The sequence below is a fragment of the Trichocoleus sp. FACHB-6 genome, from assembly GCF_014695815.1.
Taxonomy (GTDB): Bacteria; Cyanobacteriota; Cyanobacteriia; order Cyanobacteriales; family FACHB-T130; genus Funiculus; species Funiculus sociatus.
This window is the reverse complement of the sequence record NZ_JACJOY010000097.1, coordinates 131416-146713: the sequence shown is the minus strand read 5'-3', so window position 1 is coordinate 146713 and position 15298 is coordinate 131416. Positions and strand designations below refer to the sequence as shown.

14 protein-coding genes and 1 tRNA gene are annotated in these 15298 nt (G+C 46.0%); 9 read left to right on the top strand and 6 right to left on the bottom strand.

Annotation, left to right across the window (positions count from 1 at the left end; genetic code table 11):
* Positions 1–9: 9 nt before the first annotated feature.
* From H6F66_RS19475 to H6F66_RS19455, 5 genes are all read left to right on the top strand, one after another.
* Entirely contained in the window at positions 10–786 is a 777-nt protein-coding gene (locus H6F66_RS19475; protein ID WP_190424504.1) for an HAD family hydrolase, read from the top strand.
* A 206-nt stretch (positions 787–992) separates the two neighbouring features.
* Complete coding sequence (locus H6F66_RS29030; RefSeq protein WP_190424345.1) at positions 993–2633, top strand: calcium-binding protein; 1641 nt, start codon at positions 993–995, stop codon at positions 2631–2633.
* Positions 2634–2673: 40 nt separating this feature from the next.
* Positions 2674–4044: a calcium-binding protein gene (locus tag H6F66_RS29025; RefSeq protein WP_190424344.1), complete on the top strand. Its 1371-nt coding sequence runs from the start codon at positions 2674–2676 to the stop codon at positions 4042–4044.
* Between the two features lie 33 nt (positions 4045–4077).
* Positions 4078–5169, top strand: a complete 1092-nt coding sequence (locus tag H6F66_RS19460; protein WP_190424343.1) for a calcium-binding protein — start codon at positions 4078–4080, stop codon at positions 5167–5169.
* Positions 5170–5244: 75 nt separating this feature from the next.
* Positions 5245–6486 (top strand): DNA double-strand break repair nuclease NurA, encoded by a 1242-nt coding sequence (locus tag H6F66_RS19455; protein WP_190424342.1) that lies wholly within the window; start codon positions 5245–5247, stop codon positions 6484–6486.
* Between the two features lie 141 nt (positions 6487–6627).
* Here H6F66_RS19455 and xseB read toward each other — a convergent pair whose 3' ends face one another.
* Both xseB and xseA read right to left on the bottom strand, forming a co-directional pair.
* A complete protein-coding gene (gene xseB / locus H6F66_RS19450; protein ID WP_190424340.1) occupies positions 6628–6894 on the bottom strand; it encodes an exodeoxyribonuclease VII small subunit in 267 nt (88 codons plus the stop codon).
* Between the two features lie 26 nt (positions 6895–6920).
* The gene (xseA, locus tag H6F66_RS19445; RefSeq protein ID WP_190424338.1) at positions 6921–8162 is read right to left on the bottom strand and encodes an exodeoxyribonuclease VII large subunit; all 1242 of its coding nucleotides are present in this window, start codon (positions 8160–8162) and stop codon (positions 6921–6923) included.
* A gap of 733 nt (positions 8163–8895) precedes the next feature.
* Between xseA and recA the strand changes: the two genes are divergently transcribed.
* Complete coding sequence (gene recA / locus H6F66_RS19440) at positions 8896–9978, top strand: recombinase RecA (protein WP_190424336.1); 1083 nt, start codon at positions 8896–8898, stop codon at positions 9976–9978.
* Positions 9979–10172: 194 nt separating this feature from the next.
* Here recA and H6F66_RS19435 read toward each other — a convergent pair whose 3' ends face one another.
* Together H6F66_RS19435 and H6F66_RS19430 are read right to left on the bottom strand one after the other, a co-directional pair.
* The gene (locus H6F66_RS19435; protein ID WP_199294884.1) at positions 10173–10967 is read right to left on the bottom strand and encodes an FHA domain-containing protein; all 795 of its coding nucleotides are present in this window, start codon (positions 10965–10967) and stop codon (positions 10173–10175) included.
* Positions 10968–11140: 173 nt separating this feature from the next.
* Positions 11141–11431, bottom strand: a complete 291-nt coding sequence (locus H6F66_RS19430) for a DUF3493 domain-containing protein (RefSeq protein WP_190424334.1) — start codon at positions 11429–11431, stop codon at positions 11141–11143.
* A 113-nt stretch (positions 11432–11544) separates the two neighbouring features.
* On the opposite strand from H6F66_RS19430, the gene H6F66_RS19425 reads away from it, so the two are divergent.
* The 3 genes from H6F66_RS19425 (at position 11545) to H6F66_RS19415 (ending at position 13546) form a co-directional block, all read left to right on the top strand.
* A tRNA-Thr gene (locus H6F66_RS19425) sits at positions 11545–11616 on the top strand.
* 294 nt (positions 11617–11910) lie between these two features.
* Positions 11911–12615: a PD-(D/E)XK nuclease family protein gene (locus tag H6F66_RS19420; RefSeq protein ID WP_190424332.1), complete on the top strand. Its 705-nt coding sequence runs from the start codon at positions 11911–11913 to the stop codon at positions 12613–12615.
* A complete protein-coding gene (locus H6F66_RS19415) occupies positions 12605–13546 on the top strand; it encodes an ADP-ribosylglycohydrolase family protein (protein WP_190424500.1) in 942 nt (313 codons plus the stop codon). The genes H6F66_RS19420 and H6F66_RS19415 overlap by 11 nt, the downstream gene beginning before the upstream one ends.
* 157 nt (positions 13547–13703) lie before the next feature.
* On the opposite strand, the gene cutA is transcribed toward H6F66_RS19415, so the two are convergent.
* Positions 13704–14042 (bottom strand): divalent-cation tolerance protein CutA, encoded by a 339-nt coding sequence (gene cutA, locus H6F66_RS19410; protein ID WP_190424329.1) that lies wholly within the window; start codon positions 14040–14042, stop codon positions 13704–13706.
* 66 nt (positions 14043–14108) lie between these two features.
* Positions 14109–15011 (bottom strand): pentapeptide repeat-containing protein, encoded by a 903-nt coding sequence (locus H6F66_RS19405; protein WP_190424324.1) that lies wholly within the window; start codon positions 15009–15011, stop codon positions 14109–14111.
* Positions 15012–15298 lie beyond the last annotated feature (287 nt).

The following is a 15298-nucleotide window of genomic DNA, read 5'->3' as shown; positions in this document are numbered from 1 at the left end:
AGGCGAACAATGTCTGCGATCGCTCCAACTATTCTGGCTTTAGACTTTGACGGTGTGCTTTGCGACGGGTTGCTTGAGTATTTTCAGACAGCTTGGCGCACCTACTGTCAAATCTGGACACCTGAGAATGCAACGCCTCCAGAGAATTTGGCAGAAAATTTTTACCTGCGGCGACCTGTGATAGAGGTCGGCTGGGAAATGCCAGTAGCGATCCGGGCGCTAATATTGGGCATACCAGAAGAGAAGATGTTGCAGGACTGGTCAACCGTTGCCAGAACAATCCTGGCAGAAGATAATTTAGATGCTGCTGACATCGCCATGAAGCTTGATAATATCCGGGATGAGTGGATTGTTGCGGATTTAGAATCTTGGCTAGCTTTGCATCGCTTCTATCCTGGTGTGATGGAGAAATTAAATTCGCTTCAAGGTACTCCCATCCAAATCTACATTGTGACCACCAAAGAAGGGCGCTTTGTTCGCCAACTGTTGCAACAACAAGGCATCGATCTACCAGAGCAGTTTATTCTTGGTAAAGAAAATCGCCGTCCCAAGTACGAAATTCTACGGGAACTAATTAGCGATCGCATGATTAGCCTTTGGTTTGTGGAAGACCGCTTAAAAACTTTGCAAGTCGTACAACAGCAACCAGACCTTAATGATATCGGGCTGTATTTAGCAGACTGGGGTTATAATACGCCCCAACAGCGAGACGCTGTGCGCCACAACGAACGAATTAAACTATTATCCCTTTCACAGTTTGCACAAGATTTCTCCGCTTGGTCTTAACAGAGAACTGAGAGACGCGATATATCGCGTCTCAATATCGTATTGGGGACATAAAGAAAAGTATTTTTAATATTTTAGAAAATAAAAACACTGTAGTGGTAGATATATGTATCTAATATCACCCGAATGGGTGAGCTAAGTGGGCGAAGTGCGATCGCTGCTCGAAATACTTAAATATGGATACATTCGATACAAACACACAGAGTATGGCTACCATCAACGGAACTAACGGTAATGACCCCGCCTTAAACGGAACTAATGGTGATGACATCATAAACGGACTAGCAGGTAATGACTTTCTCTTTGGCGGGTTGGGTGATGACATCCTCAATGGCGGAACAGGTAGCGATCGCATGGAGGGTGGCGCGGGTAGCGATACCTACATTGTTGACAACGTAGGCGACGTGATTGATGAAAAAGGCCCTAATGATAGTGATAGCTTCGACACCGTACAATCGAGCATTACTTGGGTACTAGGTAACAACTTAGAGAAGCTGGTTCTTACTGGTAATAGTGCAATTAATGGCACAGGTAACGATCTAAACAACCAAATATACGGAAATTCTGCCAGCAACGCTCTATTTGGTGGCTTTGGCGATGACCTTCTCGATGGGGGTGCGGGTGCCGATCGCATGGAAGGTGGCGCGGGTAGCGATACTTATATTGTTGACAACATAGGCGACCAGATTATCGAGCAGTTTAGCAATCCTTCTAATCAATATGATTCAGACATAGTTGAATCGAGCATTACTTGGACACTGGGTGCGGGCCTGGAAAGGTTATATCTTACAGGGAATGCGGCGATAAATGGCACAGGTAATGGTCTCGCCAACGGACTTGGCGGCAACAATGCCAACAACACGCTAATTGGTGGCGCTGGGGATGACAGACTTGGGGGAGGCGGCGGCAGCGATATCCTTGATGGTGGTGCTGACAACGACACCTATTACATCACCGATAACAACGACACAATTATCGAAGCTGCCGACGGTGGCATAGACACGGTTGAAAGTTCCGTCAGTTATACGCTGGGTGCCAATATAGAAACACTTTATCTGATAGAGAATGCGGCGATAAATGGCACGGGTAACGCTCTCAATAATGGCATGTACGGCAATCAAGCCAGCAACACTTTAAATGGTGGTGATGGGGATGACTGGTTTGAGGGACAAGGCGGTAACGATATCCTCATCGGTGGAAATGGTAATGATACTTATATGATCTACGCTGAGGATGGCGATGCCAACGACACCGTGATAGAAGCCGTAAATGGTGGTACGGACTTGGTTTTTTCTAGTGCCTCTTGGACGCTAGGTGCCAACGTGGAAAACCTTCGTCTCTATGCCCTGAGTAGTATCGATTCCATGTATGGCATAGGTAACGAACTGGACAACAGAATAGAGGGAAGTTACAGCCTTGACACCCTGAAAGGCAAAAAGGGTAATGACACTCTACTAAGTGCGGACGGAAACGACACCTTGGTTGGCGGTGGTGGCAGCGACGTACTTACAGGTGGTACTGGTGCCGATAAATTTTACTTCTATGGCAAGTCAAGCGCTGTAGATCGGATTACGGATTTTTCAGTTGCTGACGACACAATTGGCATTGCTACTCGTTCTGGCTCAAGGTTTGCCAACGCCGGGCTAACAGTTGGCGCAGCAATTACCGCAGATCAGTTCCGCATCGGTGCTAGTGCAGGTGATGCAGGCGATCGCTTTATCTATAACAGCACAACTGGCGGTTTGTTCTTTGACAAAGACGGTATCGGTGGAACTGCACAAGTGCAATTTGCCACCCTCACTACTGGACTGGCTATGACCAACGCAGATATCGTCGTTTTCGCCTAAGCAAAATCACTCAACCTAAGCAACAAGAGGGTACGAGAATATGGCTTTAATCAACGGTACGAATGCTAATGACTCCCTCAATGGCACTATTGGCGATGACACTATAAACGGACTAGCTGGCAATGATAGTTTATTCGGTTTAGATGGCAACGACATTTTAGATGGCGGTACGGGTAGCGATCGCATGGAGGGTGGAGATGGCAGCGATACCTACATTGTTGACAACATAGGTGACCAAATTATTGAAGATAGCAATTCTTCTAATCCTTCTGCTCCATATTTCACAGACACGGTTAAATCGAGCATTACGTGGACACTGGGTGATGGTCTGGAAAATTTAACTCTCACAGGTAATGCCAACATCAATGGCACAGGTAATGCTAGTAGCAACACCCTGATCGGAAATGATGCTAACAACACCCTAATTGGAGGCGCTGGCAATGATTTCCTTGCGGGAGGAGGCGGAAGCGATATCCTAAATGGTGGCGCTGACAACGATACTTATGTCATCAACGATACCACCGACACCATTATCGAAGCTGCCAACGGTGGCAGAGACATAGTTCAAACTTTCGTCAGCTATACGCTGGGTGCCAACCTAGAAGATTTGACTCTTCTAGGTACGGCGGCGATAAATGCTACAGGTAATGCTTTTAACAACCTCCTTCAAGGAAATAGCGCCGATAACACTCTAAATGGTGGTGATGGCGATGACACCCTCGTTGGTGGAGGCGGCAAAGATATCCTCATCGGTGGAAATGGTAACGATACTTATACCCTCCACTGGGATATGTATAACGTTACTAAAGGCACCGAAACCATCGTTGAAGGCGTAAATGGTGGTACGGACTTGGTTTTTTCTAGGGACTCTTGGACGCTAGGTGCCAACGTGGAAAACCTGTATTTATATGGCATCAGTAGTGGCGTTTCTATGTATGGCACAGGTAACGAACTGGGCAACGAAATAAGGGGAGATTACAGCAATGACACTCTTAAAGGAAAAGCAGGTAATGACACCCTAATTGGTAACCCGGGAAACGACACCTTGGTGGGTGGAGGTGGCACCGACACGCTCACAGGCGGCATTGGTGCCGATAAGTTTTACTTTCATGGCAAGTCAAGCGCTGTAGATCGGATTACAGATTTTTCAGTAGTAGACGACACGATTGGCATTGCTACTCGTTCTGGATCTATGTTTGCCAACGCAGGGCTAACAGTTGGCGCAGCAATTACAGCGGATCAGTTCCGCATCGGTGCTAGTGCAGGTGATGCAGGCGATCGCTTTATCTATAACAGCACAACTGGCGGTTTGTTCTTTGACAAAGATGGTATCGGTGGAACTGCACAAGTGCAATTTGCCACCCTTTCTACTGGACTGGCGATGACCAACGCTGATATCGTCGTCGCATAAACACTATAAATTTCCCTAACAAGGTACAAGAATATGGCAATAATCAACGGAACTAATGGCAACGACCCCTCCTTAAACGGAACTAATGGCAATGACGAGATTAATGGATTAGCAGGTAATGACATCCTACGCGGTCTAGATGGCGGCGACATTCTCGATGGGGGTACGGGTAGCGATCGCATGGAAGGTGGCGCGGGTAACGATCTGTATATCGTTGATAACGTCAATGATGTCGTTGTCGAAGCAGTAAATGCTGGCTTTGACGGCGTTCAATCAAGCGTTACTTGGACGCTGAGTACCACCTTGGAAAATTTAACTCTCACAGGTAATGCCAACATCAATGGCACCGGTAATGCTGGCAACAACATTATCATCGGGAATGCAGGCAACAACATTCTCAATGGTGGCGATGGCGATGACACCCTGTTTGGTGGAGACGGCAACAACATTCTCAATGGTGGCGCAGGTAATGATACTTATAGAATCGATCCTGCTTCCACCACCACCATCAACGAAGGCTTGAATGCTGGTATAGATACAGTTGTAGTTACTCTAGGTTCGCCGGGAAGTTACACGCTGGGTACCAATTTGGAAAAACTCATCCTCCTAGCTGGCACCACTGGTTCGGGTAACAACCTCAACAACACTATCACCGGGAACGATGGCAACAATTATCTGTATGGCAGGGGTGGGAACGACATCCTGAATGGCATGATGGGTAACGACATTTTAGTCGGTGGTGGTGGTAGCGACATCCTGATGGGTCGTACTGGCAATGACACCCTCAAAGGCGGTCGCGGTGCAGATCGCTTTGACTTCATCGATCCATCGGTGGAAGGTGTGGATAGAATTGTTGATTTCTCGGTAGCACAAGACACGATTGGCATTTCTGCTGCTAGTGCTTACTTCCAAGGTGCAGGACTAACAGCTAATGCGGCAATTACCACAGATCAGTTCCGCATCGGTGCTAGTGCTGGGGACGCAAGCGATCGCTTTATCTATAACAGCACAACTGGCGCTTTGTTCTTTGACAAAGACGGTATCGGTGGAACTGCACAAGTGCAATTCGCCACCCTCTCTACTGGACTGGCTATGACCAACGCTGATGTTTTCGTCTTTGCATAACAAATTCAATCTGAGCATCTTGATGCTTCATCAATTAAGCTAATAGCTGATAGGCAAAAAGCTGGTAGCTTAACTATGCTGGACTTAACGAAACTCGCGCGGCAAATGCAGGGCATTAGTCAGCACCTAACTTTAGAGGCGGCTGCTAGTCGCCAACGCTTGGAACGCGCCCAGCAATTTTTTATCGTAGCTAAAACGCAACAGGCAGAACTGGTGCAGCGGCAAGAAAAGTGGCGCGATCGCATAACTTTTAACGCCGCTACACCAGTCGAACCCCTTTCTACCTGCATCGATTTACCAATTCCCCCAGCGTGTCACACCGTCATCGCTACAGACGGTTCCCAAATTGCCCCAAATCACCACGAAATCGCCTACTGTTATTTGATTAACGTCGGTCGGGTGATGCTACATTATGGGCAAAGTTTACACCCACTTTTAGATAGTCTGCCAGAAGTTTTTTACCAACCTGAAGATTTGTACGTTTCTCGTCAGTGGGGAATTCGCACAGAGGAATGGATGGGTTATCGACGCACCGCTTCCGAAGCGTCGGTCTTGGCAGAACTAGCTTGCAATTGGGTGAATCAGAGAGAGGTAGACAAGGGAAAAAAAATGTTGTCCGCCTTGTCTCCAGTCCCCAATCCCCAATCCCCAGTCCCTACTTTAGCGATGGTGGATGGTTCGCTGATTTACTGGTTTCTGGAACAATTACCAGGGGAAGCACGCGATCGCATTCTGCCTCCAATTTTAGAAGCTTGGGATGCTCTGCGCGAGGCTGGAATTCCCATAATGGGCTACTTGAGTGCTTCTCGCAGCAGTGACTCGCTTAACTTCCTGCGTTTACCAGCTTGTCCTCACCCAGTCCCCGACTGCATGACTCATTGTCCCGGTCAAACCGATCGCGCACCTTGCCAAGTTTTCGACCCTTTGCGCGATACTTTCCTTTGGGCTTCCCAACTTCAGCCAGGACAACGCAGTACCTTGTGGCGTAGTTCTGCACGAATTCTCGACTTGTATGGGGAACACCAAATTTACTTCTGCTATGTCCACGTGGGAACAGAAATCGCCCGCGTAGAGGTTCCCGCTTGGGTAGCCGAAAATCCAGAGAAGCTTGACTCTGCTTTAAGTTTAATGCTAGCTCAGGTACAGAAAGGTTATGGCTATCCAGTGGCGCTAGCAGAGGCGCACAATCAGGCTGTTGTCCGAGGAGGCGATCGCGCTCGTTTTTTTGCCCTCCTCGAACAACAAATGATTAAAGCTGGTTTGAGAAATGTCGGAACTTCCTACAAGGAAGCTAGAAAGCGCGGTAGCATCGCCTAAGCCTGGTTAAGCTAAAAAATGTAAGATATCAAATCGTAGGGGCAAAGCGTTCGTGTTAAAAAATATCGAAGCTAAGCGAAAAATTATTGCCGCGAATCCTTCGCCCTAAGTAGCTTAGCTACTACGAAAAATTAAATTTTTCTAGTCTTTAGAATCATCCTCTAATGTTTCAATTAATAAATTCATTTGCTGCTGTCGCTCTTGTAAAAAAGTTTCGCATTGCCGCAAATATTCAACAGCGCTATTAAATTCATTAAAAACCTCGGCTAAATCGAGTTTACCAGCTTCAATTTGCCTAATTAAAGCTTCAACTTTGGCAACTGTAGCTTCGTAGTTCCAGTCTGGCGGTAGTTGGGCATTGGATCGCTTTTTTTTTGAGCCGTCGCTGGTGCTGGTGGATTTGCTCATAAGAAATACAAGTATAAATTTACAAACTACTCTTTTGTATCTATAATTTCACTAACTTTGACTTTTATTTGTCCTTTATTCAACTGAATTTGTAGTTCCTGTCCCAGTTCTAACCCATCAGTAGAACGAGCGATCGCGCCATCTTGTTGCCTTACGACAGCGTAGCCTCTGGCAAGGACGCTTTGCGGATCGAGAGTGGTTAGTTTTTGCCGCAACATCTGGGTGTGCTGGCTTGCGTGTTGGAGATGCTGTGTTGTCACCTGCACCAGTTGTTGACGCTTCCAGGCGATTCCTTGCTTTTCTTGCCGAATTTGCCGATCTATTGGCAAACGCCGCAACGAGTTTTTGAGTCGTTGCAGTTGGGAAAGGCTGGTCTGCAACTGTTCATTCACAGCCTCATTCAACGCTTCAATGCGTTCTCGGTGTTCCGCGTAAAGAGTCGCGAGTTCTGGAACCGCTTGTTCAGCGGCGGCTGTGGGAGTATGAGCATAGGCATCAGCAACCAAGTCAGCCAAAGATTCATCTCTCTGATGACCAATTCCAGTGATCACAGGGATAGAACAATTAGCGATCGCTTTCACTACTCGTTCATCATTAAAGCAAGTCAACTCCTCCACCGCACCACCACCACGGGACAAAATTAGCACCTCGGCGCGACCATCTCGTTCCACCCGCTCAATCGCTGCCAAAATAGATAGTGGTGCTTGTTCGCCCTGTACTAATGCTGGTGAAAATAAGACGTGTAAACCTGGATAACGTTGCTTGAGTGTGCGTTGAATATCACCCCAGGCAGCCGCTTGCGGTGACGTGACAACAGCGATAGTTTGAGGATGGGTAGGAAGCGATCGCTTGCGTTCTGGATCAAACAACCCTTCTGCCTCCAGCCTCAAGCGTAGCTGACGATAACGCAACGCCTGCAACCCTTCTCCCGCAGGTAATGCTTGCCAAACAATTAGTTGATATTGTCCTCGCTGCGGATAAACTCGAATACTACCTAAAATAATCAACTGCTCCCCCTGGACTGGCAGTTGCATCAATTTGTTTAGCTGGCTTTTCCATACCACACAACTAATTGTCGCCTTAGCTTCCGGGTCTTGGAGCGTGAAGAATAGCCCGCTGGGATACTTGGATGCACTTGAGACTTCCCCAGTCACCCAGACTTGCCGCAGCTGCTCATCTGGCTCTAAGAGCTGCTGTATGTAGGATGTTAACCCAGCCACCGACACAGCTGTATCTGGAACCAGCTGGTTAGGAATATAGTGGTTCATCGCTTAAAGAAAGAAAAATATAGAAATTGTAGCCCTCGTGGATGCAGAAGATGCCTTAAATCACTTGCTGTCATGCTAATTATGTCTCTAGGGTAGCGAGATTAAGATGAATCAGGAACTTTTGGCTAAATTTGTTAGAACTTCAGCATTTGCACCCAAACCTGCTGACTTGAGATGTACTAACCGATGCCTGAGTTCTATTCTCTCCAAGCATCAGACGTTTTTTGTTCAATTTATCCCTCAGCTTTCGGTTGACAGTAGAACATTTGAACTACAATATAGGTTCATATCTCTAGCTTGGTTAGGATACAGCAGTATCCAAGGCATAGCAGGAGGAAAGGGCGATCGCGCTCTAATTTGCCACCAAAAGTGGTAGAATAAAAATAGCTGAAAGTTAAATTTTGTAGCTGTTTTGGGCATTTTTCAGCTTTGGTGATGATCCTAAATGGGGCAATGCCATCGGTGGAAAAACCTACTCACTCAAGAACCCAGAAAAAGGGTAAAACCTGAGTGAAAAGCTCAAACAAGCATTCATTATGTATCGTAAAAAGGCGGTGGATATCATCGTTTCTGCCTGTGGAGGCTGTAGAGGCGCAAAAGCTTGTTTGCTTTGAAGTCAACAGCCATTGAAACAGGAAGCTCCAGTCCGTGAGGCGGAGCAGCCCGCACAAAAGCTACTGTTGCTAAGTGCGGAAGTAAAATCACCACTCCTGATTCTGTTCTTGAGGCATTAATGGCTATCCAAATCACGAACAATCCCGACAAGGAAAAAGCCCTGAGCCTGGTGCTAAACCAAATTGAGCGTAGCTTTGGCAAGGGAGCAATCATGCGCTTGGGCGATGCAACTCGCATGAGGGTAGAGACGATCCCTAGCGGTGCGCTGACCCTGGACTTAGCCTTGGGCGGCGGCTTGCCGAAGGGGCGGGTGATTGAAATCTATGGCCCGGAAAGTTCTGGTAAAACAACTGTCGCTCTGCACGCGATCGCGGAAGTCCAAAGATCGGGTGGTGTCGCTGCCTTTGTCGATGCCGAACACGCTCTTGACCCCGCTTATGCCGCCGTACTGGGCGTTGATATTGAAAATCTCCTAGTTTCCCAACCTGATAACGGCGAATCTGCCCTAGAAATCGTCGATCAGTTGGTTCGTTCTGCTGCCGTTGACATTGTGGTTGTTGACTCCGTTGCTGCCTTAGTGCCTCGCGCTGAAATTGAAGGCGAAATGGGCGACTCTCACATGGGCTTACAAGCACGCTTGATGAGCCAAGCCTTGCGTAAAATCACTGGGAACATTGGTAAATCGGGCTGCACGGTAGTTTTCCTTAACCAGCTGCGGCAAAAGATTGGCGTTACCTACGGCAACCCAGAAACCACCACTGGAGGCAATGCCCTGAAGTTCTACGCTTCAGTGCGTCTGGATATTCGGCGGATTCAAACCCTGAAAAAAGGCAATGAAGAATTCGGTATCCGTGCCAAAGTCAAAATCGCCAAAAATAAAGTTGCCCCTCCTTTCCGCATCGCGGAATTTGACATTATCTTTGGCAAGGGTATTTCAACACTAGGCTGTTTGGTTGACCTCGCCGAACAAACTGGAGTGATTACCCGTAAGGGAGCCTGGTACAGCTACAACGGTGACAACATCGCCCAAGGTCGGGATAACAGCATTAAGTACCTGGAAGACAACTCCGAACTTATTAAAGACATTGAGCAGAAAGTGCGTCAAAAACTTGAAATGGGAGCTGTGGTTGCAGCAAATACCGTCTCGCGAGTTGACGCTGAAGACGTGGATGTAGACGATGAAATGCTAGAGGAAGATTAAGGATTTTTCGGGAGTAAATCATCCTCTCAATGCAGTGGGATTAAGAATGATTTTAGGTTGGGTAGAGCGCAAGTGTTACCCAACTTTTTCTTGATAATGTTGGGCAAGGTGCCTCAACGCAACCTAATGATATAAAAAACCCGTTTTCTTTGAGAAAACGGGTTTTTTAACATAAAATCTAAAATTCATAGCGGCTATTTCTGAGTACCAGCATCTGAAATTCGCCTGCTGAAAAAGCGGTCTAAAATTTCTGACTGTTGTGTGGGGCTAAACTGAGGCTCTATAGCAGAAGCTATTAGCTCATCATTGATATCTGATGATTTCAGGAAGATGGAAGTATCTCTGGGTTGATTAGTTTGCTTGTCTCTAGATTTTATAGAAGATGTAGGTGCCTCTGCATCTTCTGGGGTGTCCGATGCTTGTGCATTGGAGATAGCGTTGAGTTCCGCTATTAAGTATGGAGGGACATTGCCCAGCATAACGGTGTTACTGCCGAAAAAGAAGGAAAAAGCAAGACTACCGAGACGGATGCGATCGCCATCCTTAAGAAGAATTCGCTGATAAACTGGTTCCCCATTGACAAAAGTACCATTTGTACTGTTAAGGTCAACCAAATAAAAACCATCGTCTTCGATATATTGAATAACTGCGTGTTGACGAGACAACCGCCGATCGGCAATTGGCATAGCAGCCTGGCGCGACCTTCCCAACGTCCAGACCCCCTGCGGCTGAAACAACATCTGGGTTTTAGCGTCCACTAAGTTTGTAACCAGATACACTTGCCGATCTTGCACGACACCTTGGATATACCGAGGTGCAAGCCCGTTTACAAATTTGTTGCCCGTATTTTCCAGCTTGAGGATCTCATCTAGTAAACCATGATGATGCTCGTAGAGCTTAAGGAATACCTGATACAGACCCAAGCGTTGTTCTAGTTCCATGTATGCGATGAACTCAATTTTAGGTAAGGCTTCTGCTGGTACGACCATAACCAGTCAGCAGGAAGTTTAGAACTGCTAGTTCTTAAGTCACGTCGGTTTGTTGCATCAAAGTAGATTACACCCCACAGAAATGATAGAATTCTTGGCTAACCCCTTCTTCTAGCTTAGATCGCCTTACTCTTTAGAGGAATCCGCAGGATTACGGGAACTGTTCTTCTTTATTACTTACGTTCAGCTTTTTGCTCTAAGCGAAACAGCCAAACCATTAGGGCAACAACGCCAATTTGTAGCCCCAAGTTAGGAATGGCTGCGGCGATTTCCCTTCCTGCTGCTAATTGGGCGAAGAAAACAACTGCGCCAATGAAGCCAGATGCACCGCACGCTACGTAAACAAATTGCCTCAAACCCCGGTAGGGAGAGGCTGCTTCAGCTTTCAGGCGCTTATATAGTTCAGGATCAACTCGCTGATTGTTTCTGCTATTACTATTAGGATTTTTTAAATTTGGTGCCATCAGTCTCGATACCCCCATATCTAAGTCTATCTTTACACGATGGCACGGAACATTGGGATAAAAGCTTATTGTCAGAAATGATTCTCCATCAGTTATAATAAAAAACTGGCAGTGCCGGTGTAGCTCAGCGGTAGAGTAGCTGATTCGTAATCAGTTGGTCGTGAGTTCAAATCTCACCATCGGCTTTAAAAAACGTCTGAACCCTAGAAAAATACAGGAGTTCAGTTAGTATAAGTAATTTATATCTGACTAAATAAAAAAATTGAATTTTGACTATCATCAGGCGAGCGCTGTGAGTTAGCGATCGCTTGGCCCGGAAAAGTGGATAGGCTAATTTTGATTGTCTACGGACTATAAGTCTACGGACGATGTGTCACAAAGAATTGCACTACTTTTATTCTTGTTCAAATGAAGAAGGAGTCATTAAAATCTCCCCTGTGCACAACCCTTTTAAAGTTTAAAGAAAAACGAATTTGCCAATGCCGTTTAATATCAATCTGCTACCTCATCACCATGCAAAAGCGGTGCGTGAATATGGGAAACAATACTATGTTGATGCTAAGGGCGATCGCTTCCCCAGTGTCACAACTATACTTAACGCTACCAAACCGCAAGAAGATCGAGACGCACTCTTCAACTGGCGCAACCGAGTCGGAGTAGAAGAAGCTAATCGCATTTCTGGTGCTGCTAGTCGTCGTGGTACTTCCACCCACAAGCATATTCAGCGCTATCTGCTTGGTGAGGATATCTCCTGTCCAGACGCCGCTAAACCTTACTGGGAGAGCTTGCAGTCTGTCTTGCAAGACATTAACGAGGTGCGCTTAGTGGAAGGTTCTGTTTTCCACTACGACTTGACTTATGCCGGGAGAGTGGATTGTGTCGCTAGTTACAAAGGTGTTCCCTGCGTCTTGGATTGGAAAACTGCTGATAAACCCAAAGGTTCCGCAGAACGCTTACATGATGCGCCAATTCAGTTGGCGGCTTACTGCGGCGCGGTCAACCAGTTTTATCAAGAGTACGGCATCCAATTAAATCATGCTGGCGTGGTTGTAGCAGTTCCGGGAATGCAAGCTGAAGTGTTCTGGTTCGATCCAGATAAAATGATGGTTTACTGGCAACAATGGCAGAAAAGAATTGCAGAATTTTGGCAGCGTCGAGGAGCAAGCAAAAATGATGCAAACTAGCTCTCAAATCTTGGCAGGGCTGGTCGGGGTTTGTGTGGGTGATGCTTTGGGTGTTCCAGTTGAATTCACCAGTAGAGTAGAGCGGCTGAAGTCACCAGTGGAAACTATGCGAGGTTACGGAACTTATAATCAACCTCCTGGTACTTGGTCAGATGATAGCTCTCTGACTTTCTGTTTAGCAGAATCTCTATGTAGCGGGTTTTCAATAGACGCGATCGCATCCTCTTTTTGCCGCTGGTTAAACGAAGCTTACTGGACTCCCCACGGCGAAGTTTTCGATATCGGCAATACCACCTATGATGCTCTTGAGCGTCTGCAACAGGGTTTCCCGCCTGTAAAAGCTGGCGGTACAGATGAATACAGTAATGGCAATGGTTCCTTGATGCGAATTTTGCCCTTAGCTTACTATCACAAAACTCTAGATTTTCCTAAATTAATTGAGCGCGTACATCAAGTATCTTGCATCACTCATGCTCATTTACGCTCTCAAATTGCCTGCGGTATCTATATCAGTATCGCCGTTTGTTTATTGCAAGGAATGGCTCCAGCAGATGCCTATCTCCAGGGAATTCACAATGCCCAAGAAATTTACATTCACCCTTTATACGCTTCAGAAAATTATCATTTTTATAGAGTTAACAGTGGTGAAATTGATTCTTTACCGATAGATGATATTCGGTCTAGAGGCTATGTCATTGATACACTAGAGGCTGCTCTATGGTGTTTTTTAAATAGCTCCTCATATTCTGAGGCTGTTTTAAAAGCTGTGAACTTGGGCGAAGATACTGATACTACAGCAGCTGTTACTGGCGGTTTGGCTGGAATTTATTACGGAGTAGAAAATATTCCTAAAAAATGGATGAATCAAATTGCCAGAATTGAAGATATTATCGATTTGGGAAGACTTTTGGAAGCAGCTATTGACACTTAAGAAAACCTCTCCCTAATTACTTCCACCCGAAGAACAACCCCTCATAAGAAGAGCGGGAAGCCGAAGAATTTTTTTTACATAAAAGGGGTTTTTTGCTCCCCTTGCCTTATCTTTTTTTACCCACTTCCCTGCAAAATAAGGGGCTGGGGATTAGGCTTTATATCTCATTCACGTTATCTGAAATCCACTGTAAATAAGGTTGAGAACCAGCCAAAATTGGGAGAGCAATAATTTCTGGTACTTCGTAAGAGTGCAATTCTCGAATCTTAGCTTCTAGGGTGGAAAAGTGCGCCAAATCTGTTTTAATTACCAGATGCCACTCTTGTTCTGAGTTAACTTTTCCTTGCCAGGTGTAGATGGAATGCACTGGCATCAAGCTAACACAAGCAGCAAGACGAGATTGTACTAAATTTTGGGCTATCTTTTCTGCTTCTTCCTGCGAAGATGCCGTTACTAATACTACACCGTAGCCAGTTGTAGCAAAATCCTTATCCATAATCTGCAATTTATGATTAGTTCGTGTAGGGACGCAACACCGTCGTGTCCCTACGTCGTCAAGTTTTTATCCAACCATTTGTTCCACTGCTTCTTCAAACGCTGTCATAGCCACAACGTTTGCTGAATAGACGGAGTTTAGTGTTTCTGATGGCAGTATAGCGCCGCTAAGTTTGGTACCTTCCAGGTTTGCTCCTACCAGTTTTGCTTCACTGAGATTTGCATCGCTAAAATCTGCTTTACTGAGAATCGTCCAGCTTAAATCTGCTCCCTCTAAACAAGCGTTTACCAAGTTAGCGCTCCTTAAGTCTGCTCCTTTGAGGTTAACTCCGCGCAGCATCGCTTCACTCAAATCAGCTGCTACCAAGTTGGAGCCTTCCAGGTTAGCGCCAGTCAGTTTGGCATCTCTGAGGTTGACTCCCTCTAAATCAACTCCACCCAAGTCTAATCCTTTCAAAAAAGCTCTACTTAAGTTAACGCTATTTAAAGATGCGCCATACAACTTCGCGCCAGTGAGTCTCGCTTCGCTTAAGTTTGCCCAGTTCAGGTTAACACCGCTTAAGTTTGATTCCCGCAAATTTATCCGTTGCAGATTCGCACCGCTCAAGTTTGCTCCCCATAGATTAGCTTCCCGCAGATTGGCGGCGCACAGATTTGCCCCACTGAGTTTAGCTCCAGGCAGTTTTGACTTCACCAGAAACGCCCCGCTAAGGTTAGCTTTGGTTAAATCTGCATCTACCAGTTTGCCTTCACTGAGTTTGACAAAGTTCAGCTCCGCCCAATTTAGGGAAGCCTTTGTCAGGTCTGACTTGGTTAAAAAAGCGCGACTAAGCTTGGCTCCTATTAGGTTAGCCCCTGTGAGATTTACCCCGATTAAAGTAACTCCCCGCAGGTCTGCTCCGCTGAGATCTACACCTGCAAAGTCTCTGTGTCCTGCTTCGTAAAGCCTGAGTAGGTGGCTCACTTCCATAGCGCGATCGCTCTCCCTGCTAATAAGGTTATATAAACTGTTTAAGAGACTAGAAATACCAGCTTTCATTGGCTCAATAGCCGCCTTTGTTTGTTGCTACCTTAATAGCTACAACTGCTTTTTCATCAAGCTTTACTCGTTGCTCAGTTAAGTCTTAATAATTATTTTACTCTCAGTGACTCCCTGCTTTATAAGGGTTAGTTGCATCACTTTACAAATATTTTCTTTAAGAAAGTTTAAAATCTTAATAGCTTAAGTTAATTTACTAATATAAATTGATGGCTCTA

Excerpts from the sequence above, each read along its gene's own strand:
- xseB (WP_190424340.1), bottom strand. The coding sequence starts at position 6,894 with ATGAGCAAATCCACCAGCACCAGCGACGGCTCAAAAAAAAAGCGATCC.
- H6F66_RS19455 (WP_190424342.1), top strand. The coding sequence starts at position 5,245 with ATGCTGGACTTAACGAAACTCGCGCGGCAAATGCAGGGCATTAGTCAG.
- H6F66_RS19420 (WP_190424332.1), top strand. The coding sequence starts at position 11,911 with ATGCCGTTTAATATCAATCTGCTACCTCATCACCATGCAAAAGCGGTG.
- H6F66_RS19460 (WP_190424343.1), top strand. The coding sequence starts at position 4,078 with ATGGCAATAATCAACGGAACTAATGGCAACGACCCCTCCTTAAACGGA.
- H6F66_RS19435 (WP_199294884.1), bottom strand. The coding sequence starts at position 10,967 with ATGGTCGTACCAGCAGAAGCCTTACCTAAAATTGAGTTCATCGCATAC.
- H6F66_RS29030 (WP_190424345.1), top strand. The coding sequence starts at position 993 with ATGGCTACCATCAACGGAACTAACGGTAATGACCCCGCCTTAAACGGA.
- H6F66_RS19475 (WP_190424504.1), top strand. The coding sequence starts at position 10 with ATGTCTGCGATCGCTCCAACTATTCTGGCTTTAGACTTTGACGGTGTG.
- H6F66_RS19405 (WP_190424324.1), bottom strand. The coding sequence starts at position 15,011 with ATGGAAGTGAGCCACCTACTCAGGCTTTACGAAGCAGGACACAGAGAC.
- H6F66_RS29025 (WP_190424344.1), top strand. The coding sequence starts at position 2,674 with ATGGCTTTAATCAACGGTACGAATGCTAATGACTCCCTCAATGGCACT.
- xseA (WP_190424338.1), bottom strand. The coding sequence starts at position 8,162 with ATGAACCACTATATTCCTAACCAGCTGGTTCCAGATACAGCTGTGTCG.
- cutA (WP_190424329.1), bottom strand. The coding sequence starts at position 14,042 with ATGGATAAGGATTTTGCTACAACTGGCTACGGTGTAGTATTAGTAACG.
- H6F66_RS19430 (WP_190424334.1), bottom strand. The coding sequence starts at position 11,431 with ATGGCACCAAATTTAAAAAATCCTAATAGTAATAGCAGAAACAATCAG.
- H6F66_RS19415 (WP_190424500.1), top strand. The coding sequence starts at position 12,605 with ATGCAAACTAGCTCTCAAATCTTGGCAGGGCTGGTCGGGGTTTGTGTG.
- recA (WP_190424336.1), top strand. The coding sequence starts at position 8,896 with ATGGCTATCCAAATCACGAACAATCCCGACAAGGAAAAAGCCCTGAGC.